At 60.3% G+C, this 19,438-nt stretch carries 18 protein-coding genes; 10 read left to right on the top strand and 8 right to left on the bottom strand.

Annotated elements, in window-relative coordinates:
- Positions 1 to 96 precede the first annotated feature (96 nt).
- From uvrB to HOC_RS06220, 4 genes are all read left to right on the top strand, one after another.
- A complete protein-coding gene (gene uvrB / locus HOC_RS06235) occupies positions 97 to 2,307 on the top strand; it encodes an excinuclease ABC subunit UvrB (protein ID WP_035536797.1) in 2,211 nt (736 codons plus the stop codon).
- A gap of 47 nt (positions 2,308 to 2,354) precedes the next feature.
- On the top strand, positions 2,355 to 3,341 hold the full coding sequence (locus HOC_RS06230; RefSeq protein ID WP_035536911.1) for a ParA family protein: 987 nt from the start codon (positions 2,355 to 2,357) through the stop codon (positions 3,339 to 3,341).
- Positions 3,334 to 4,200, top strand: coding sequence for an SIR2 family protein (locus HOC_RS06225; RefSeq protein WP_084146166.1), 867 nt, complete (start codon positions 3,334 to 3,336; stop codon positions 4,198 to 4,200). Before HOC_RS06230 ends, HOC_RS06225 begins: the two co-directional genes overlap by 8 nt.
- Before the next feature lie 184 nt (positions 4,201 to 4,384).
- Entirely contained in the window at positions 4,385 to 4,606 is a 222-nt protein-coding gene (locus HOC_RS06220; RefSeq protein WP_035536794.1) for a hypothetical protein, read from the top strand.
- Between the two features lie 3 nt (positions 4,607 to 4,609).
- Here the strand turns inward: HOC_RS06220 and HOC_RS06215 are convergent, their stop codons facing one another.
- On the bottom strand, positions 4,610 to 5,467 hold the full coding sequence (locus HOC_RS06215) for a hypothetical protein (protein WP_035536792.1): 858 nt from the start codon (positions 5,465 to 5,467) through the stop codon (positions 4,610 to 4,612).
- Positions 5,468 to 5,751: 284 nt separating this feature from the next.
- Between HOC_RS06215 and HOC_RS06210 the strand changes: the two genes are divergently transcribed.
- From HOC_RS06210 to HOC_RS22385, 3 genes are all read left to right on the top strand, one after another.
- On the top strand, positions 5,752 to 6,726 hold the full coding sequence (locus HOC_RS06210) for an endonuclease/exonuclease/phosphatase family protein (RefSeq protein WP_035536789.1): 975 nt from the start codon (positions 5,752 to 5,754) through the stop codon (positions 6,724 to 6,726).
- 81 nt (positions 6,727 to 6,807) lie between these two features.
- A complete protein-coding gene (locus HOC_RS06205; protein WP_051624579.1) occupies positions 6,808 to 7,248 on the top strand; it encodes a PaaI family thioesterase in 441 nt (146 codons plus the stop codon).
- 154 nt (positions 7,249 to 7,402) lie between these two features.
- A complete protein-coding gene (locus HOC_RS22385) occupies positions 7,403 to 9,073 on the top strand; it encodes a hypothetical protein (protein WP_162174808.1) in 1,671 nt (556 codons plus the stop codon).
- A gap of 29 nt (positions 9,074 to 9,102) precedes the next feature.
- On the opposite strand, the gene HOC_RS06195 is transcribed toward HOC_RS22385, so the two are convergent.
- The gene (locus HOC_RS06195) at positions 9,103 to 10,497 is read right to left on the bottom strand and encodes a Na+/H+ antiporter NhaC family protein (RefSeq protein WP_156950400.1); all 1,395 of its coding nucleotides are present in this window, start codon (positions 10,495 to 10,497) and stop codon (positions 9,103 to 9,105) included.
- Between the two features lie 170 nt (positions 10,498 to 10,667).
- Here HOC_RS06195 and HOC_RS06190 point away from each other — a divergent pair, with 170 nt between their 5' ends.
- Positions 10,668 to 11,399 (top strand): GGDEF domain-containing protein, encoded by a 732-nt coding sequence (locus HOC_RS06190; RefSeq protein ID WP_051624578.1) that lies wholly within the window; start codon positions 10,668 to 10,670, stop codon positions 11,397 to 11,399.
- 103 nt (positions 11,400 to 11,502) lie between these two features.
- Positions 11,503 to 12,240, top strand: a complete 738-nt coding sequence (locus tag HOC_RS06185; protein WP_051624577.1) for a GGDEF domain-containing protein — start codon at positions 11,503 to 11,505, stop codon at positions 12,238 to 12,240.
- 124 nt (positions 12,241 to 12,364) lie between these two features.
- Here the strand turns inward: HOC_RS06185 and HOC_RS22525 are convergent, their stop codons facing one another.
- The 3 genes from HOC_RS22525 to HOC_RS06170 all read right to left on the bottom strand — a co-directional run bounded on the left by HOC_RS22525 (position 12,365) and on the right by HOC_RS06170 (position 14,507).
- Positions 12,365 to 12,721 (bottom strand): EF-hand domain-containing protein, encoded by a 357-nt coding sequence (locus HOC_RS22525; protein WP_051624576.1) that lies wholly within the window; start codon positions 12,719 to 12,721, stop codon positions 12,365 to 12,367.
- A 234-nt stretch (positions 12,722 to 12,955) separates the two neighbouring features.
- The gene (locus HOC_RS06175) at positions 12,956 to 13,552 is read right to left on the bottom strand and encodes an alanine-zipper protein (protein WP_051624575.1); all 597 of its coding nucleotides are present in this window, start codon (positions 13,550 to 13,552) and stop codon (positions 12,956 to 12,958) included.
- Between the two features lie 79 nt (positions 13,553 to 13,631).
- Positions 13,632 to 14,507 (bottom strand): ABC transporter permease, encoded by an 876-nt coding sequence (locus HOC_RS06170; protein WP_084146162.1) that lies wholly within the window; start codon positions 14,505 to 14,507, stop codon positions 13,632 to 13,634.
- Between the two features lie 276 nt (positions 14,508 to 14,783).
- Here HOC_RS06170 and HOC_RS06165 point away from each other — a divergent pair, with 276 nt between their 5' ends.
- Positions 14,784 to 15,317, top strand: coding sequence for a GcrA family cell cycle regulator (locus tag HOC_RS06165; RefSeq protein WP_035536784.1), 534 nt, complete (start codon positions 14,784 to 14,786; stop codon positions 15,315 to 15,317).
- Between the two features lie 41 nt (positions 15,318 to 15,358).
- Here HOC_RS06165 and HOC_RS06160 read toward each other — a convergent pair whose 3' ends face one another.
- The 3 genes from HOC_RS06160 to HOC_RS06150 all read right to left on the bottom strand — a co-directional run bounded on the left by HOC_RS06160 (position 15,359) and on the right by HOC_RS06150 (position 19,306).
- A complete protein-coding gene (locus HOC_RS06160; RefSeq protein WP_051624574.1) occupies positions 15,359 to 16,819 on the bottom strand; it encodes a mechanosensitive ion channel family protein in 1,461 nt (486 codons plus the stop codon).
- A gap of 9 nt (positions 16,820 to 16,828) precedes the next feature.
- Complete coding sequence (locus HOC_RS06155; RefSeq protein WP_035536782.1) at positions 16,829 to 17,845, bottom strand: zinc transporter ZntB; 1,017 nt, start codon at positions 17,843 to 17,845, stop codon at positions 16,829 to 16,831.
- Positions 17,846 to 17,935: 90 nt separating this feature from the next.
- Positions 17,936 to 19,306, bottom strand: a complete 1,371-nt coding sequence (locus HOC_RS06150; protein WP_084146161.1) for a sensor histidine kinase — start codon at positions 19,304 to 19,306, stop codon at positions 17,936 to 17,938.
- Between the last annotated feature and the right edge of the window lie 132 nt (positions 19,307 to 19,438).

The raw sequence follows: 19,438 nt of genomic DNA, 5'->3' as shown, positions 1-19,438 counted from the left end.
ATGTGATAATACATCAGCATCAAAATCAACCCACCAACAGCAAACAAACCAAGAACACCCTAGACACTCCCCCTCCCCCGCTCCATATCTGGACGCATGGCCCAACGACCCAGCAAGTCCTCCTCCAAATCCCCCGCCAAAGGCGTCTCTGAAGCCCCGTCCGTGTTCACGCTGGATGGCCCGGCGCAGGGTGCCATCGAGTCCGTGGCCCCGATGCTGTGGACGCCCCACAGGCCCGAGCGCGAGTGGGACAAGCTGGAAGGCGGCAAGCGCTTCAAGGTCCACGCGCCCTACGAGCCGGCTGGCGACCAAGCCACCGCCATCCCCGAACTCGTCGAGGGCATCCAGGCCGGCGAGCGCGACCAGGTCCTCCTCGGCGCGACCGGCACCGGCAAGACCTTCACCATGGCCAAGATCATCGAGGCGACCCAGCGCCCCGCCCTGATCCTCGCCCCCAACAAGACCCTCGCCGCCCAGCTCTATGGCGAGTTCAAATCCTTCTTCCCCGAGAACAGCGTCGAGTATTTCGTCTCCTACTACGACTACTACCAGCCGGAGGCCTACGTGCCCCGCGCCGACCTCTACATCGAGAAGGAATCCTCCATCAACGAGGCCATCGACCGGATGCGCCACTCGGCCACCCGCGCCATCCTCGAGCGCGACGACGTGATCATCGTCGCCTCCGTCTCGTGCATCTACGGCATCGGCTCGGTCGAGACCTACACGAGCATGACCTTCAAGCTCGAGCCCGGCCAGCGCATCGACCCGCGCGCCGTCGCCGAGCGCCTCGTCGCCAACCAGTACACCCGCAACGACATCGCCTTCACGCGCGGCACGTTCCGCGTCAAGGGCGACGTCATCGACATCTTCCCCGCCCACTATGAGGACCGCGCCTGGAAGCTCTCCTTCTTCGGCGACGAGCTGGAAGCCATCACCGAGTTCGACCCCCTCACCGGCGCGAAGATCCAGTCCCTCCCCGCGATCAAGGTCTACGCCAACAGCCACTACGTCACGCCCCGCCCGACGCTCCAGCAGGCCACCGAGAAGATCAAGGCCGAGCTGAAGGCCACGATCGCGCATTTCGAGAAACACGGCAAACTGCTCGAGGCCCAGCGCATCCAGCAGCGCTGCCAGTATGACATCGAAATGCTGCAGGCCACCGGCAGCTGCAATGGCATCGAGAACTATTCCCGCTACCTCACCGGCCGCAAGCCCGGCGAGCCGCCGCCCACCATGTTCGAATACCTGCCCGACAATGCCCTCGTCTTCGCCGACGAGAGCCACCAGACCGTCCCGCAGATCGGCGCCATGTTCAAGGGCGACTTCAGCCGCAAGTCGACGCTGGCCGAATACGGCTTCCGCCTCCCCTCCTGCATGGACAACCGCCCCCTCAAGTTCGAGGAATGGGACGCCATGCGCCCGCAGACGGTCCACGTCTCGGCCACGCCCGGCAAGTGGGAACTGGAGCGCACCGGCGGCGTCTTCACCGAACAGGTCATCCGCCCCACCGGCCTGATCGACCCGCCCGTCGAGGTCCGCCCCGTCTCCACCGACGGCGCCAACCAGGTCGATGATGTCATGGCCGAGGTCAAGGCCGTCGCGGCGCGCGGCTTCCGCTCGCTGATCACGACGCTGACCAAGAAGATGTCGGAAGACCTCACCGAATTCCTCCACGAGAACGGCGTGCGCGTGCGCTACATGCACTCCGACATCGACACGATCGAGCGCATCGAGATCATCCGCGATCTCCGCCTCGGCGTGTTCGACGTGCTCGTCGGCATCAACCTCCTGCGCGAGGGCCTCGACATTCCCGAGTGCGCCTTTGTCGGCATCCTCGATGCGGACAAGGAGGGCTTCCTGCGCTCGGAGACAAGCCTCGTGCAGACCATCGGCCGCGCCGCGCGCAACTCCGAGGCCCGCGTCGTGCTCTATGCCGACCGCATCACCGGCTCCATGGAACGCGCCATGGAAGAGACCAGCCGCCGCCGCGAGAAACAGATCGCCCACAACCTGGAGCACGGCATCACGCCGACCACGATCATCCGCGGCGTGCAGGACATCCTCGGCGAGCTGGGCGAGAAACCCGGCACCAAATCCCGCGCCCGCCGCGACCGCGACAAAGGCATGGCCGAAGAAAAAGCCTTGCCACTTGCCGGCGCACCGGGGCACAACCTGAAGTCAGTGATTGCGGATACAGAAAAGCGGATGCGCGAAGCCGCCGCCAACCTGGAATTCGAACAAGCCGCTCAGCTCCGCGACGAGCTGAAACGGTTGCGGGAGCAGGATTTGGGGCTGGGGATCGAATAGCCGTATATATTCGCAGTATACAGATTTTTTTGATAAGGATCTTCCTAGTGAAGTCAATTACATTTTTTAATAATAAAGGCGGTGTCGGAAAAACCACTCTGCTTTGCAATATCGCCGCCTACATGTCTATTTATATGAAGAAAAAAGTCTGCGTCATTGATGCAGACCCACAATGTAATGCCACACAATATTTCTTCGATGATGACGTGGTTGATCGAATTTATGATTCATCTTCAAGGTCAACAATATACTCGATTATTGAGCCACTTTCTCTGGGAGAAGGTTACTCAAAAAAAATGCCGATTCGAAGATCTGAGAGTTTTGGTTTGGATGTCATACTCGGAGATCCCAGACTGGCTTTGATCGAGGATTTCTTCGCGCGAGAATGGGCCTCATCCAAATCGGGCGATATAAGAGGGATCAAAAGCAGTCTTGCTTTCGCGGAAATTCTTTCCAAGCTTCAATCTTATGACTTTGTGCTCATCGATGTCAGTCCCTCACTCGGCGCAATCAATCGCGCAATCCTTCTGAGCTCAAAATATTTCGTCAGCCCCATGTCAATTGACATTTTTTCATTGCGGGCCTTCGAGAACATAACCGAATGGCTGAAAGATTGGAGAGATGACTGGGACGCGGCCCTAAGCAACGTAAAGGCGGGCGAAAGAAATAAGATTCCCGAACTAGATCATGGGAATGCGAAATTTTTGGGATATGTCACCCAACAATACTTGGCGAAAACCGATTCATCAGGACACCGTCGAGCAGTTAATGCATATGAAAAAATACAATCTCGAATTGATAGTGTGATTGACGAATGCTTTACAGACCAAGAGTTGGTCGAACCACCATATAAGATTGGAACAGTGCCTAACTTGTTTAGCCTAATTCCAATGTCGCAAAGTAGCCATAAGCCTGTATTCGAACTTCTCGGAAAAGACGGTGTTGTCGGCGCTCATTTTGCGAAGGTCCAAGATTCTAAAAAAACTTTTGGCCGAGTAGCCAAACAACTTGTGAAACTGGTTGATAATGACTGATTGGCCGGAACCATTAGTCAAGGATCTCGCTCGGCGTCGCTGTGTAATCGTTTTGGGTTCGGGCGTGTCTGCTCAATCTGTATGCGAGAGCGATCAAAGACCTCCAACTTGGAAGCAGTTTTTAAATGATGCGCTCGCGCAACTTCCAGGTCCCCCAGAAACTCATATCAGGGAGGCAATTGATAAAGGTGAATACCTTCACGCTTGCGAGTGGATCAAGAGCAGAATGGATGAGACGTGGGCTGAATACCTGAGGGAAGTCTTCTTGACCCCCGGCTTCATTCCATCCGATGCACATAAGGCTATCCTGCAGCTCGACAGTCGAATTATATTTACATTAAATTTTGATGATATCTACGAGCGCACCGCGAATGAAGCTCAACCCGGGTCTCACATAGTCAAGAGCTATCACGATAGTGATATTCCCGAGTTTTTGAGAAAAGACGGCAGATTCATCGTGAAGGTTCACGGAAGTTTGAACACACCCACGAAAATGATATTCACGCAAGAAGAGTACGCTAGATCCAGAACAAAGAATGCTGCTTTCTACTCATGTTTTGAAGCCAGTTTACTTACACATTCTTTTTTCTTCGTAGGCGTGGGTTACAATGACCCTGACCTATCGTTGCTTTTGGAAAACCAATCCTTTCTCTTTGACGGCGGACAGCCTCATTATTACCTAACCAGTAGCGACATCAACGCCGACCTCATAAAATCACTTCGAAAGAACAGAAATCTGAAAACGATTAAGTACGATAAAATTGATTCTCAATACTCGGGCCTTCCAGCCTGTTTATCTGACCTTTTGGAACTTGTCGAAAACGCTCGACGAAAACTACTCGAAACTACCAATTGGTAGCAAGCGTAGCGGGGGTGAGTGTAGCGATACCCACCCTCCCACGCGCCGTCCACTGGACATCGGCGCTGCCCAACCCCACTCCACCAACCGCCGCAACCTCTACGCACACCTTCTTCCACGCCCCGGTGCGACAATTCTCCAAATAGCTGTATCTAGGGCAGGGGCACTCGCGTGGTTGGAGAATATGGTGCGGCTGGAACTGTGGCAAATCGATGGGGTCACCATCGACCTTGAGGACCGTGATGCGAAGGTGCGGGCAATCCACCGCATCGACGGCACGGAGATCATCGTGAGCTTCCGGGTCACCGAGAAGCAGATGAAGGGCTCGCCCGCCGCCCTGCGCCAGCGCATCGAGCTGCTCGCCGCCGACCGCATCCTCAGCCTCGCCTCCTTCCTCGATGTGTGACCCCTAGACCTCCCCCCTCATCCGGCGCCCGGCCCAGCCCTCGACCGGGAAATCCGGGGTGTAACCGCCCTGCGCTGACATTGCGCCCTCGTCCGCTTCCCCCTCAGGCGCGTCAGGCCGCCGCTTGTCTTCTTCGGGCAAGCCGCCCGTGCAGGACATCCACCAGACCTTCCGGTCAAAGTCCGCCACGCCATAGGGGCTGTTGAAGGGCCGCTGGCCATGCGGGCGGTGTTCGGCGTCCAGCTTCCGGCGCAAGGCATGGAAAGCCTCGCCCTGCCCGCTATCCTCCATCTCCCGCACATAGGCCCGGATCGGTTCAAATCTGGCGAACGTATAGTCCCCCGCGATCCAGGCCATCCGCGTATGGCCGTCCCAGCCCGCATATTCCGGAGGATCGGCACAATCCTCGTCCGTCCAAACCCTTTCGCGCCCCTTCACCGGCGCAGCGAACCGGATCAGGCTGAGCAGGCGGCGCGCCTTGCGCATGTCCGCTTCCGCCTCCGCAAGCAATCGCGCCTCCAGCAGCGCGCCGACGCGGGCGCGGCCTAGGTCCACCTCGCGCTCCAGCTCCGTCAGCGTGCCGTCATCGCCGAGCGCTATCAGCGCCGCCTCCGCCTCCCGGCGCACCCGGTTCGCTTCCGTTTCCGCCGCAGCCGCCGCTTCGGCCTTCGCCTTCAGGTCGCAGGCGCGAAAGCCATCGGCCCGCGCCCAGTCTGACAGCGTCGAGGGCGGCACCTTCAGCCGCGCGCCAATCGCGGCCAGCGGCTCGCCTGCCTCGGCGGCCTCGCGGGCGAGTTGTCTCTGCGAGCGCAGCGTCTGCGCGCGGCGGCGATAGCGGGGGGAGCGGGATGTGCCTGTCATGGGGCGCAGTCTACGCCCGCCGCGCCTCCGGTCGGACAAGTCGCGCCTCTCCCACCCCCGTGCCCCCGGCGAAGGCCGGGGCCTCAGGCCATCGGCGTACGAAACGCCCCGCCCTCTCCCGCGAAACCGCCTCCGCCTCTCCCCGCTCCGGCCCTCTTCGGGCAGTATCCGGGCTGTTTTCGGGCATCCTTCGGGCATCTGTTCGGGCACCGCGCGCAACCCTGCGGCGATCTGCGCGTAGTCTGACAGCACGCCCGCGTCTCCCCCGTTCCGAAAGCCCGCCCATGCTCGCCATTCTCAAGCCCGCCTTCTACCTGCTCGGCGCGCTGGGCCTCTTCGCCGCCTTCGTCCCCAAGTTCAAAACCGAGATCTGGTGGCTCCGCGTCTGGGTCTATGGCCGCCAGCAGACCTGCATTGCGCTCGCTGTAATTGCTGGGCTTTTTCTCTTCCTCTATGGCGTCGACAGCCTCCCCGCCACGCTCCTGATGCTCGCCTATGCCGCCGCCTTCATCGCCTGCGCGGCAGACCTCTGGCCCTATACAAGCGGCCGCCCGCTGGAGATGGACACCGCCCTCCCCGGCGCCGAGGGCACCGGCCTCTCCGTGCTTCTCCTCAATGTCCTGCAGGAAAACACCGACGAGCAAGCCGTCCGCGACCGCATCCAGGAGGCCGATGCCGACGTCGTATTCCTCTCAGAAACCAACGCCCGCTGGCGCTCCGCCCTCGGACGTTTTGAAACTGATTATCCGTACACGTCCCTCCTACCCAAGGAAGAGCATAACGGCCTGCTCGTCTATTCGCGCTTCCCCATCGCGCGTGTGCAGGAGCGCTATCTCTGCCAGAGCCACGTTCCCTCGCTCACCATCGACATTGAGGCCGGCGGCCGCGAAGTGCTCCTCTACTGCATCCACCCGCGCCCGCCCCGCCCGCGCGACGCCACCGAGCATCTCGATGACGAGCTGATGATCGTCGCCGAGGAGCTGCGCCAGCAGGATCGCCCCGCCCTCGTGATGGGAGATTTCAACGAAGTCGGCTGGTCATGGATGGTGCGCCAGTTCAAGGACCACGCCCATCTCTGCGACCCCAAGCGCGGGCGCGGCCTCTACAATTCCTTCGGCGCGCAAAACCCGCTCCTCGCCTGGCCGCTCGACCACATCTTCGCCACCGATGATTTCGACATCAAGCAGATCCGCCGCCTGAAACCCTGCGGCTCGGACCATTATCCCATGCTCTACCGCCTCCTCCTGCGCCCCGCATAGGCTCGCCCGACGTCACGGCTTGCGCGCGGCCCTGCGGCGGCTTTCATAGGGGGCATCACATGCCCTTCCATGGAGCCCCGCATGACGTCCTATCTCCTGCCTGACGACCAGGTCAGCGCCGCCGCCTTCACCCAGCGTGGCGAGGGCACCCTGCCCGGCCATCTCGGCCTTGTCGTCACGGTGATGGAGCGCGGCCGCGTCGAGGGCCATTTCGACATCGTGCCCACGCACCACGCCCCCAATGGCTTCCTCCATGCCGGCAGCGTGGTGACGCTCGCGGACTCGCTCTGCGGCTATGGCACGCTCGCAAATGTGTCAGACACGGCCAGCGGCTTCACCACGATCGAGCTGAAATCAAACTTCTTCGCCACCGCGCTCACCGGCCGCGTCCACGCCCGCGCCACCCCGGTCCACCTAGGCGGCGCCACCCAGGCCTGGGACTGCGAAGTCACACACGCCGACACGGGCAAACGCATGGCGCTCTTCCGGTGTACGCAGATGGTGTTGAGGAAGAAGGGGTGAGTATACGCTACGCAGATGGACTTGCGCCTCGACCAAATACGGGGGCCTTCCACTTTTTCCTGAATTCAGCCACACTTCCCAATCGTGGGGACGCTTCTCCCAATTAAAAGTGCAATATTTGGCGGAATAAGGAGTCGGACCCATAGCGAATTACATGGAAACGGCCGAATTTATCAGGACGTTTCTTGAACAAGAAACCGATGATGTTTCGAATGTGACAGGTGCGTGGGGAACCGGAAAAACCCACGTGTGGCATACGACAGTTTCGAATTTCACGAATGCCAATGATACATTGAAAAGGCCTCGCGAAAGATATGCATACGTATCTCTTTTTGGGATAGACAGCCTAGATGCGCTGAAATTGCGAATTTTCGAAGAGCTGCACCCATTTTCCAAAGCTCCAAAGAGAGCAGGAGTTAATCCGGTAGACTGGATCAGTCCTGTTTGGCGAAAGCACTTTAAACACGCCGAAGGGCTGCCAGTTGTAGGCCAATTCGCAACTGCCCTAACTCCGATGTACTTCTCCGCTGTGAACAAAGCCGTCATCTGCTTTGATGATCTGGAGCGAAGGAGTCTAGGTCTTTCTCTGACATCAGTTTTTGGTTTGGCTCAGTATTTAAAAGATAACCGAAATTGCCGCGTCTTTTTTCTCCTCAATAATCATGAGCTAACCGAAGAGGACCGAAGCACTTATGAAAGCTATTTTGAGAAGACTTTCGATAGCTCAGTTAGGTTGGAACCAACTACATCCGATTGCGTGGAAATCGCGTTTAATGATGATCCAAGCCTGCAGATATTAAAAGAATATGCCGCTCGACTTCCAGTAAACAACATTCGAATACTGAAGAAAATTCGGCGGGGGTATGTTCAATTGGAAAAGATCGTTGGAGGCTTAAGGCCGGAAGTTAAGCAGCAAATTGCAGGCACCCTACCCCTTTTAGCGTGGTGCCACCTCCAAGGCGAGAATGCACCCGACCTTAGCTTCGCGCTTGAGACGGGTTCTTACAAGGGCATTTCTGATCGCGATAAATGGACGCCGACACAGCGGAACTGGTCAAGACTTATTGAAAGCTACGGATACAGAATGACAGACAATCTGGATAGCGCCATCGCCAAGTACGTTGTTGACGGTTACGTCGATAGTGAAAATTTCTTACGCGCGGCTCATGAGCGGCATGAGCAGGCATTGGTTGATGAGGCTCATGGAGCTTATCAAGCAGCATGGGGTAAGTTCCACGACGCCTTTAGTGATGATGAAGAGGAGATCGTTTCCGAACTGAAAGAAGCCTTTTTAGACGGCGTCGAGCATCTCGGCGTCCAAAGGCTCAATTCTTTGGTTCTCTTCTTGTCCGACCTTGATCGGAGCGATGATGTAAAGGAAATCGTCCAAGCTTTTATCACTGCTCACAGCAAGAAACCAAGAAAATTCTGGGACCCTGCTGAGTACTCGGATTTTCATACGAAATGGCACCCTGCCGTAACAGAGGAACTTCAAAGGCGGTATTCATCTCTTATCGAAAATTACGATATTATAGAAACACTCGAATTGCTTGGAAAACATGAAATCTCACCAAACGAAGCAGTCCGACGCCTTTCTCATGTTAGCACGGAAGAGTTCGTCTCGTTGCTGAAAAATACTAATCCCACTAATCATCGGAATGTACTGCGCGGTGCAACACACTTTGAATTGAACACACACTCTCCCGAGGATAATGACCTACGGGTTCGACTAAGTGAAGCGCTATCAATTATAGCTGCGGAGAGCAAAATAAAGGCTCTAATGTTAGCGAATTGGGGTGTTCAGCCGAAAGGGCCGACTGAATAAATCCATAAGCCCGGAGCGCAAAAGCTCCCCTACAAACTCACCACAAGCCCCGCCACGAGGTACATCACCACCGCGATCCCGCCGCCGACCAGCGCGTAGGGCATCTGCGTGCGCACGTGGTCGATATGGTCACAGCCGGCGGCCAGTGAGGCGATGATCGTGGTGTCGGAGATCGGCGAGCAATGGTCGCCAAACACGCCGCCGCCGAGCACTGCCGCCAGCACCAGCGAGGGCGGAATGCCAAGCGCCAGGGCGAGCGGCATCGCAATCGGGATCATGATGCCATAGGTGCCCCAGCTGGTGCCCGTCATGAAGGCCGTCACGCCCGCCACCACGAACAGGACCGCCGGGATAACAATCGGCGACACGAACTGCGCCGCCACGCTGGACAGGAACGCCCCCGTGCCCAGCACGCGCAAACTGTCGCCCAGCGCAATCGACAGGAAGAGGATGGCCACAACCGGCACCATTTCCGAAATGCCCGCAAAGCCGCGCTCCTGCAGCCCGCCTTTCGGAAAGGCCTTGCCGCTGATCAGCAGCAGCGCCGCCACCAGCATGGCAAGGCAGATGGCCCAGAGGATCGACTGGCTGCCATTGCCCGCCAGGATGTTGCCGCCGCCCGTCCACGCCATGAAGCCCAGCGCGCCGCCAATCATCACCAGCAGCGGCAGCCACATGTAGATCGCCCGCGTCGGGGCGACCGGCTCTTCATCTTCCACCAGCACGTCGCGGTTCAGGCCCGCCGTCTTCATCGGCCCGAACACGCGGCCCGAAAACACGGTGAAATAGACGCCGGCCAGCGTTATCAACGCATAGAAATTCCACGGGATCGTGCCGGCAACGACGCCAATCGGGCTCTCGAATCCATAGGGCTCCACCAGGCCGAGCGCATAGGCGCCCCAGCCGTTCAGCAGGATCAGCGCGCTGATCGGCGCCGAGGTGGAGTCGATGATATAGGCGAGCCGTTCGCGGCTGAGGCCGTGCGCATCGAACAGGCGCTGGCCGAGCACGCCGCTGCTGAGCAGGCTGACATTTGTTTCCACGAAAATGGCCGTGCCGGCCAGCGCAGGCGCCAGCGCGGCGCGCCGGGGCGTCGAGACAAGGCCGCGTTTCATCAGGCTGCTCACCAGCGCTTCCACGCCGCCAGAGTCGCGCATCCACGCAATCAGCGCGCCGATGAGCAGGCAGAACAACAGGACGCGCGTATTGCCGGTGGAGTCGAACACGCCGACGCCCCGGTCGATGGCGCCGAGCGCCCCCATGCCGGGATTGAAATGCGCAATCAGCGTTTCCGATGCCAGCAGCGCCAGTCCCAGCGCCGCATAGACATTACGCGTCAGCATGGCGACGATGATCGCCAGAACCGGCGGCAGTACAGTCAGGATATCCAGGGCCCAGCCTCCTGTGAATTGAAGGGGGCACATAAACCCATTCCTCCCCAAAAGCCCAGCCCGGCTTCTGCGCCGCGCCGCGTCCTGCCCTTCCCCGCTGCGCGCGCGTCGGCGGATGCATGAAATTTGATCGTTTTCTGCCAGCAAATATTGGGGCTTGGGCGGTAAAGCGCACCGATATTAACCCTCGGCAGGAGCCCGGCATGACGAACGATTTCAGACACCAGTTCTGGAAACAGCAGATACAGACCAGCGCGATCGTCTGCGTCGGCGTCGTCATCGCTGCGCTGGTCATGATCTGGATCGGCACTTTTGACCTCGACATGTCCATCCGCATCCGGGGCCTCATACTGGCTGGCCTCATCTCCGGCGTGCTCGCGCCGCTCGGCTCGGCCTATGCGATCCGCCAGAACTCGCGCCACCTCGCGCTGCACATGCAGTACGAGCGTCTCGCCAATAGCGACGACCTGACGGGCCTCGCCAACCGGCGCTGCTTCAACCGCCGGGGCGCCGCCCGCCTCGCCGGGGCAGGCCGCAAGCAGATCGCCCTCCTCCTCGTCGACATTGACTGGTTCAAACGCGTCAATGACATGCACGGACACGAGGCCGGAGACGACGTCCTCTGCCACGTCGCCCAAACCCTCATCCATGCCTCCCCTGATGGTGCCCTGATCGCCCGCTTGGGCGGCGAGGAATTCACCGTGATGTGCGAGATCTCCAGCCACGCGGAGCTGACCCTCCTTGCCGAAAAGCTGCGCCGCGCGACCGAGGCCACGCACATCATCTATCATGGGGAGCCCATCCGCGTGACGATCAGCCTGGGCCTCGCGATTGCCCGCCCGGGCGATACGCTGTCCGCCCTGCTCAGCCGCGCCGACAAGGCGCTCTATGGCGCCAAGGACCATGGCCGCAACCAGTTCTCTGTCGCCGCCTGAGCCCCCGGTTTGCCGCAAATTTCACCGATCCGGCTGAAGTCTCATAAATTATATTAACGTATAAGGTCTATCATTGAGCCATCCGCCCTGTGAGGATAGACGCATGATAGACAGCATAAGGCAGATTTTCTGGGCCCAGCAGATCCGCTTCGTCGTGCTTGGAATGCTCGGCGCGCTGGTCGCATCGACCTTGGCTGCCTGGTTCACCACGGCTGACCTCACGCTGCATGGCCGCGTACATACGCTGGTCGTGTCAGTGGTGCTGACGTGCACAGTGGCTGCCTGCCTGCTCGGCTATAGTGTCTGGCAGAACGTCCGCTACCTGCGCCTGCACCTGCAGACTCAGCTTGCCGCCTACAGCGACACGCTGACGGGCCTCGCCAATCGCCGGGCCTTCCTTACCGAGGGCGAACTCCGCCTCGCGCAGCCGCGGCAGCCGGGCGCCCAGGCGGCCCTCCTTCTCGTCGATATTGACTGGTTCAAACGCGTCAATGACATGCACGGACACGAGGCCGGTGATGAAACACTGATCCATGTCTCGCAGACCCTGCTGCATACAGCACCGGCTGATGCGTTCGTCTCCCGCATCGGCGGCGAGGAGTTCACCATCCTCACAGACGTGACCAATACGGAACATCTCAAACAGCTGGCAGGCGCCCTGTGCAAGAGTGCCGAGGCCGCCAGCTTCTATTATCGCGGTGAGCGCATCAAGATCACGGTCAGCATCGGCCTCGCGCTGGCCATGCCCGGCGACACGCTTTCGACCGTGCTCAGCCGCGCCGACAAGGCGCTCTACGACGCAAAGCATGGCGGCAGAAACAGGTCCGCGCTGGCAGCCTGAAAACGGTGGGTCAAAGACCCCCCGCCTACCCACGATGTAAATCACGCAAACAAAAAGGCCCCGACAATCAGCCGGGGCCTTTCTTTATCCTGGAGCGGAAGGGGGGGATTACGCTCCAGGCGTATTAGCGTTCTTCCATTTCATCACCGGCCTCGTCGAGCGCGTCGCCCGCATCGTCCATGGCGTCTTCGACAGCGTCGCCGGCATCATCCAGCTTCTCGCTGACAGTGGGCTTGCCCCAGTCTTCGGAGCTGGCCTTCTGCCAGGCCGTGAATTCGGCTTCCGACAGTTTGGCGTCGCCGTTGACGTCCCAGTCAGCGAAGGATTCCGCCGTGACGTCCATTTCATTGGCCTGAAGCTCTTCAATGGTGACGAACCCGTCGGCATTGGTGTCGACTTCGGCCAGTGCTGGTTCAGCGGCAGCAAAGGCAGGGGCGCCCATCAGTGTGGCAAGGGCGGCGAATGCGAATGTCTTCTTCATGGTGTCTCTCCTTTTGACATCCCGGCGTTTCGGGCCGTGCCCGGCGCTGGTGAGAGAACAAGCCCGGCCCGTCAAACCCGTTCCCAACCTGTCCGATTTCTAAGACTCCGGGCCAAAATGTGGCGAAAGTGGCGCTTGCCCCATTCGCATTGCGCGCAAGGAAAAGCCGCCTGCAAATCCCTGCAGACGGCTTCCTTCCCCCCCGGTTATCCCCCGGGCTGGCCACTGCCTACATCAGTAGGCCAGCGGCGATTCAGCTGGTGCCTCGGGCGTGGCCTCAGGCTCTGGCATGTTCTCATCGACGGTTGCATCTTCAGGTGCCGGCGCGGCCGAGGCCGTGTTGCAGCAGCGCACCTGCATCTCCAGCACGCGGTCATTGAAGCGGCACTTCTCGTCATTGATCTCCCGCAGGAAGGAGAGGCCCCCTGCCCGCGTCGTGTAGCGCGTCTGCGTACAGCTGGTCAGCGTATAGCCCGGGCGGCACGTTCCCGTGTCGCTCTTCTGTACGGTACGCGTCTCGCACACCATTTCGTCCGTTTGGGCGAGGGCCGCCTCGGCAGCGGCCTTGGCCTCGTCCGCCGTGGCCTGCGCCTGGGCAGCGGCGCTGCTGGCGCTGTCTGCGACGCTGCGCGCTTCAGAGAGGCGCATGTCGGTATCGGAAAGGGCTGTCGATTGGCCGTCAATCTCCACTTTCAGGCGGCAGACATTTTCCTTCGCCTTGTCGGGATTGGCGCAATAGTCAGCAACGCTCATCTCCTGCGGGATCAGGCTCTGGCATCCAGCCAGCGATAGCGCCAGCAACGTGCCGGCGGCGAGTTTTGCGATACGCATGGCATCCCTCCGGTGTGTTCGGAGGGCATTAAGGCGGCCGTTAACTTTTGGGTCAACGCAACTCCCGTGATCGGGGAAATCAGGCTTTCAGCTTGTAGCCGGCCCTGAACATCCACCAGACGCCCGCCGTCAGCACCACTGACAAGCCGCCCGTCACCCACATGCCCGTCACGATCGAGCTGTTTGCCACGCCCAGGAACCCATACCGGAACCCGTCAATCATGTAGAAGAACGGATCGAGATGCGCCATCGTCAGGAAGGGCTCCTGCATCACCTTGATGTCGTAGAATGTGCCCGACAGGAAGGTCAGCGGCACGATGATGAAATTGGTCACCGCCGAGAGGTGATCGAACTTGTCGGCCCAGATCCCGCCCATTGCGCCCAGTGCACCGAGGACAATGGCAGAGGTCGTGCCGAACCAGAGGATCGGCCAGATATGGACGACGGACATGTCAGCCAGTCCGCTGATCTCAATGCCGATCGCGGAGATAACCGCCACCATGATGCCCCGCGTGATTGCACCACCGAGGAAACCGGCTGTCAGCTCGAGCGGCGACAGCGGCGGCATCAGGAAATCGACATGCGTGGAATTGAACTTGGCCTGCACGAGGCTGGAGCTCGTATTCTGGAAGGCGTTCTGCAGGATGGCCATGACGACAAGGCCCGGCGCCAGGAAGTCATTATAGTTCAGCCCGTCAAAGTCGCCCGTCAGGCGCCCGCGGTCGCCGAAAGCCAGCTTGAACACCGTCATGAACAGAAGCGTTGTCACCACCGGGGCAAACACGGTCTGCATCCACACTTTGAGGAACCGGCCCACTTCGCGCTTGTAAAGCGTCCACAGACCCAGCCCGTTGAACGCGCCATACTGGCGGATCACCCTGAGACTGGATTCTGTACGCGAAGAACTTGTGGAAACCGGCCGTGCGGTGGTGGCATCTGGTGCAATATCTGTCATGCCCCGTTATCTAGTATGCCAGACGCCCCGGCACGAGGGGGCAGGCCCGCTTTTTTTGCCCTGATCACAAATCGGGCAAGCCTGCCGAAACTGCGACTCACATGACACAAGATATGGAAAGCCTGTGGAAAGCGGAGTCTGCATGTTGTGTTTCATTTCGGTCCTGATACGATATCTAGGTGCTGAGAGAGATGGCGCGTAACTGCCATCACAACATATAGGGGCTGACGGAACCGCGTATCGGGACCGCAACCTGGAGCTGGGAGACCTAAATCCATGTCTTGGACCGATGAACGCGTAAACGTGCTCAAGAAACTCTGGGCAGAGGGCCATTCGGCCTCCCAGATCGCGAAACAGCTGGGCGGCGTCACGCGCAATGCCGTTATCGGCAAGGTGCACCGCCTTGGCCTGTCCGGCCGCGCGACACCTTCGCGCCCGGTGAAGCGTCCGCCGCGCCTGGCCCGGCCGAAGCCAAGGCTCATGCCGGACGGAACGGTCACGACGCCAACACCCGCCGTCACCGCACCACCGGTCGAAGAGGCAAAACCAGCTGTCGAGCGCACGGCGATGACCGCTCCCCTGCCCCCGATGCGTCTGGCCGATGGCGGCGCTGCCACCATCCTCACGTTGCGGGATTCCATGTGCAAATGGCCGATTGGCGATCCTGCCGATCCGAAATTCGCCTTCTGTGGACGCAAGTCAGACTGCGGCCCGTATTGCACCGAGCATGCGAAAGTGGCCTTCCAGCCCGCCCGCAAGCGCGACACCAAGAAAAGCCAGTATGATTATGTGCGTCGCATAGCTGGCTGACACGGGTCAGCAAAACGCGACAAACAGGAAAGCCCCCGGCGTTATTCGTTGGGGGCTTTTTTTGTGTCCGCTTTTGCGGCCTCCGCTTCGGCGGCTTCGTCCTCGGCTGCTTTGGCAGCCGCTGCCGCTTCCGCCTCTGCAGTGCCTTCCGGCGTAATCTGCACGCGCAACACGTCGCTGCCCCGGAAGTGCAGGTCCTGTTGCGGGAAGGGAATCTCGATACCGTGCCGCTCGAGCGCCGAATGGATCGCCCAGTTATAATCGGCTGTCACCTTGGCCGGCTTCTTCACCGCTTCCTCGGTCAGCCACACGACCAGTTCGAAATCGAGGCTGCTGTCGCCAAACCCGGTCAACCAGACCTGCGGCATGCGCGGACCCATGTTCTCCAGCGTCCACTGCACTTCGGCGGCCGCTTCCATGCCCGCCTTGCGTACAAGGTTCTTGTCGCTGCCATAGGCCACGCCGAACTTGATATGCGTGCGGCGGCGCGCCTCGCGCAGCGTCCAGTTGATCACCTGCGCCTTGATGAACTCCTCGTTCGGCACAAGGATGTCGACATTATCATTCGTGGTGACGACGGTGGAACGGATATTGATCTCGTTGACGAGGCCGGTCACCCCGGACTGCAGCTCGATGAAGTCACCCACTTTGACCGATTTCTCGATCAGGATGATCACGCCGGATATGAAGTTCGAAAAGATCGACTGAAGACCAAAACCGATGCCGACGCCAAGGGCACCGGAGAAGATGGTCAGCGCGCTCAGGTTCACGCCCACGGTCTGCAGCGCGATCGCAATGGCGACGACCATCAGCAGGATGTTCGCCACCTGCCCCAGCAATCCCGCCATGGATGGGTTCAGCTTGCTGGTGGACCGCAGCCGCGTCTGCGCCGTGGCGCCAGCCACACGCCCCACCCACAAGGCGATAATGGCGATCGCCACACTGGTCAGGATCCGCCAGGCCGAGATCGAGCCCTTGCCGATCGGTATCTGGAAGTCATTCAGCGCCGAAATCGTCGGTCCGAGCCAGCGCAGGATATAAAGGGCAGCGACGGTCCAGGCGACAATCGCAATCGTGCGCGACAGGAAACTCTTCTTCATATTGGCCGTAAGCAACCGGATGATGATCCAGGCCATCAGCAGGCTCGCCACAATGCGCAACCCGTCGCGGTTGAGGTCGGCCACCATGAATCCGACAATCGCAGCCCACACAAGAATAACGGTGAACAGGGGCCACATCACGCTGGCAATCGACCGGAACAGCCGCCCGATCGCATCCGGCTTGCCGCGTTCCTCGACGAATTCCACCAGTCGCCTGTAGGGAATGCGCGCAATCAGCCACGCCACCACGACGGCCAGAACCACGACGCCCGCCTGCCACAGGGTCGCTTCAGAGAGCGCCTGCTCAAGGAAATTTTCAAACCAGACCTGCAGCTGCCCCCACAGCGTTCCCACCTGTTCGGCAACTGCCTCAGTATCGATCTCTAGATCGTCAGGATTCATGGGGCCGCCTCATAACCATTTCATCAGCTTGAATAGCATGAACTCGATACCGACAATGATCGCAAGGACCACGACCGTAATCCAGAATGCCCCGCTCGAGTTCACCCCCGGCATGCCGCCGACATTGATGCCGAGCAGGCCCGTCACAAATCCGAGCGGCAGGAAGATCGCCGCAATGATCGAGAACACGAACATGGTCCGGTTCATCTCGGCTGCCGCGCGGTTGTTGAGATCGTCCTGCAGCACCAGCGCGCTCTCCTTGGAGACGTCGAGGTCTTCGAGGTAGCGGTGCAGCCGGTCCAGCATCTCACGGGTCGTCAGCCGGTTTTCCGGCGACATCCAGTCCGGCGGGTCTTGCTTCAGTTCCATCAACGCATCGAACTGCGGCGAGATATAGCGCTTAAACGCCAGACAGGTGCGCCGGATGCCGCCAATCTCGTCCAGCATCTCATCGGTTTTTGTATCGGCCGCGTCCGCTTCCAGCTCGTCGATCCGCTCGTTCATGCCGGTAATCGCCAGATTGATCTTGCCGATCAGCTCCTTCGAAAGCGCCATGACAAGGTCGCCGGCCGTCTTCGGCCCGTCCCCGCGCTCTTCAAGGTGGGCCAGCACATCACGGGGTGTCTGCAGCCGCCGCCGTCGCAGCGTCACAACGCGCGAGCGATCCGCCCAGACCTGCATGGCAATCATGTCTTCCGGCTCGTCGCCCGGATTGAAGTTCACCCCGCGCAGCACGCAGACCAGGCCCTCCCCTTCCCGGAACACGCGCGGGCGTGTCTCGTTCGACAGCAGCACTTCAATGGTTGCTTCAGAGGCCGGTAGCGCCTTGTGCATCCACTCGGCCGCGCCATCCGCCGTCCGGTCGAGATGCAGCCACAGCACTTCCTTCTCACTCGCAGGGTGCCAATCCTGCACCGCGTCCCAGCCTATCGCCCGGCATCCCCCGGCCCCGTCCAGCACGCACCCGAACACCATCAAGGGACGCGCCTCAGTCTGCGTCGTGCCCTTTTCGGTCCGTTTTGCCATTATGCCTGCGATGTCCTGTTTGATCTGCCAGATTAAACCTCATCGCACGCCCGCGCGCAAACGGGCGCCATCGTCCGGCCCGCAAAAAGATCAAAGCCGCGCAGCCGGCAGCCAGATACCGAAGGCGCTGCCTTTTCCGAGGCGGGTTTCCACGGCGAGGCCGCCGCGATGGTGCGCCATGATATGCTTTACGATGGCAAGGCCTAGCCCTGTGCCGGTAATCTTGCCGCCCCGGCTCTGATCGGCGCGATAGAAGCGCTCGCCAAGGCGCGGCAGGTGTTCGCGTTCAATGCCCGGTCCCTGGTCCTCGACACGCAGCCACACCGACGCATCCGGCTTGCCCGGACGCCCCGCCGCCTGCAGCAGCGTCATTCGCTCGCCTTCGCGCCAGCCATGCCCGGCCTTGGACCGCGCTTCGACCATGCTCGGCGTATTGCCATAGAACACGGTCACCTTGCCGTCCGCCGGCGTGTATTTCAGCGCATTCGTCAGCAGGTTTTCCACCACCTGCATGATCTCGTCGCGGTGCGCGATCACGGGCAGTGCGCGCTCCTCGCCAATCAGTTCCAGCGTAATCGACCGTTCGTTCGCAATGGGTTGCAGCGCCTCGGTCGCATCAATCACGATCCGGGTGAAATCCTCCTGCTCGCTGGGCGAGATATGTTCGGAAAACTCGATCCGCGACAGCGACAGAAGGTCGGCAATCAGGCGGCTCATCCGCTCGGACTCGCCGGCCATGATATCGAGGAAACGCGGCCATGAGGCCGTATCATCCTTGGCGGGTCCGCGCATGGTCTCGATAAAGCCCGAGAGGGCCGTCAGGGGCGTACGCAATTCATGGCTCGCATTGGCGAGGAAGTCGGATCGCGCGCGCGCCGCCCGCTGCACCGGCGTCAGGTCTTCCAGCACGACCAGCGTTTGTTCGGCGCCCGTGGGCCGCGAAACATGGGCGCGCCATGTCTCGTCGGGTCCGCTGTCGACTTCCACCGAAACGGACTCGTCGCCCTCCCCGCGGCCTATCCTGTCAATCGCCGACAGAAGCGCAGGCGAACGGATCACGGTGCTCGCGCGCGGATTGATCCGCCCGTCGAGCCGCAGGATCAGGTCGGCCTCTTCATTGAACGCCACGATCCGCTTCTCGCCGTCCACTTCAAAAGCCGGCAGCGGCAGGGCGCGGAGCAACTGAACGGAATCCAGCCGGCGCGTAACAGTCGTCGGCGCCTGCGTGCGCGAGCTTGCGCGAACAGGCAGGAAGGCCGCCGACCCGACAAAATAGGCAAAGGCCATCGAGGCAAGCACGGCCATCGCCGCAAAGGCGACGATGAAGTCCAGCTCCCCCGTCGCAGCCAGCAGGAACAGGACGCCGCAAAAGCAGAAACCCAGGATGAAAAAATCCCGTGCCCGGCGGCTCAGTCCCGCACGTGACTCTGGTTGGCCAAGAGATGGATCGGACTTGCTCACCCTGTCTCCCGCGCGGGTTTGAATGGCCTGGACCCCGTGTCCGTCCCCATCGCGCCGCCGTCACTTGCCGCTACAGCGGCCCTGCAAAGATGCCAAGCCCCCGACAGCGCATGATAGCAGCGACACGCCTTT

Origin of the sequence: Hyphomonas oceanitis SCH89, assembly GCF_000685295.1 — a bacterium.
Taxonomy (GTDB): Bacteria; Pseudomonadota; Alphaproteobacteria; order Caulobacterales; family Hyphomonadaceae; genus Hyphomonas; species Hyphomonas oceanitis.
The sequence above is the reverse complement of the archived record's forward strand: the minus strand, read 5'-3'. Positions and strand labels throughout refer to the sequence as shown.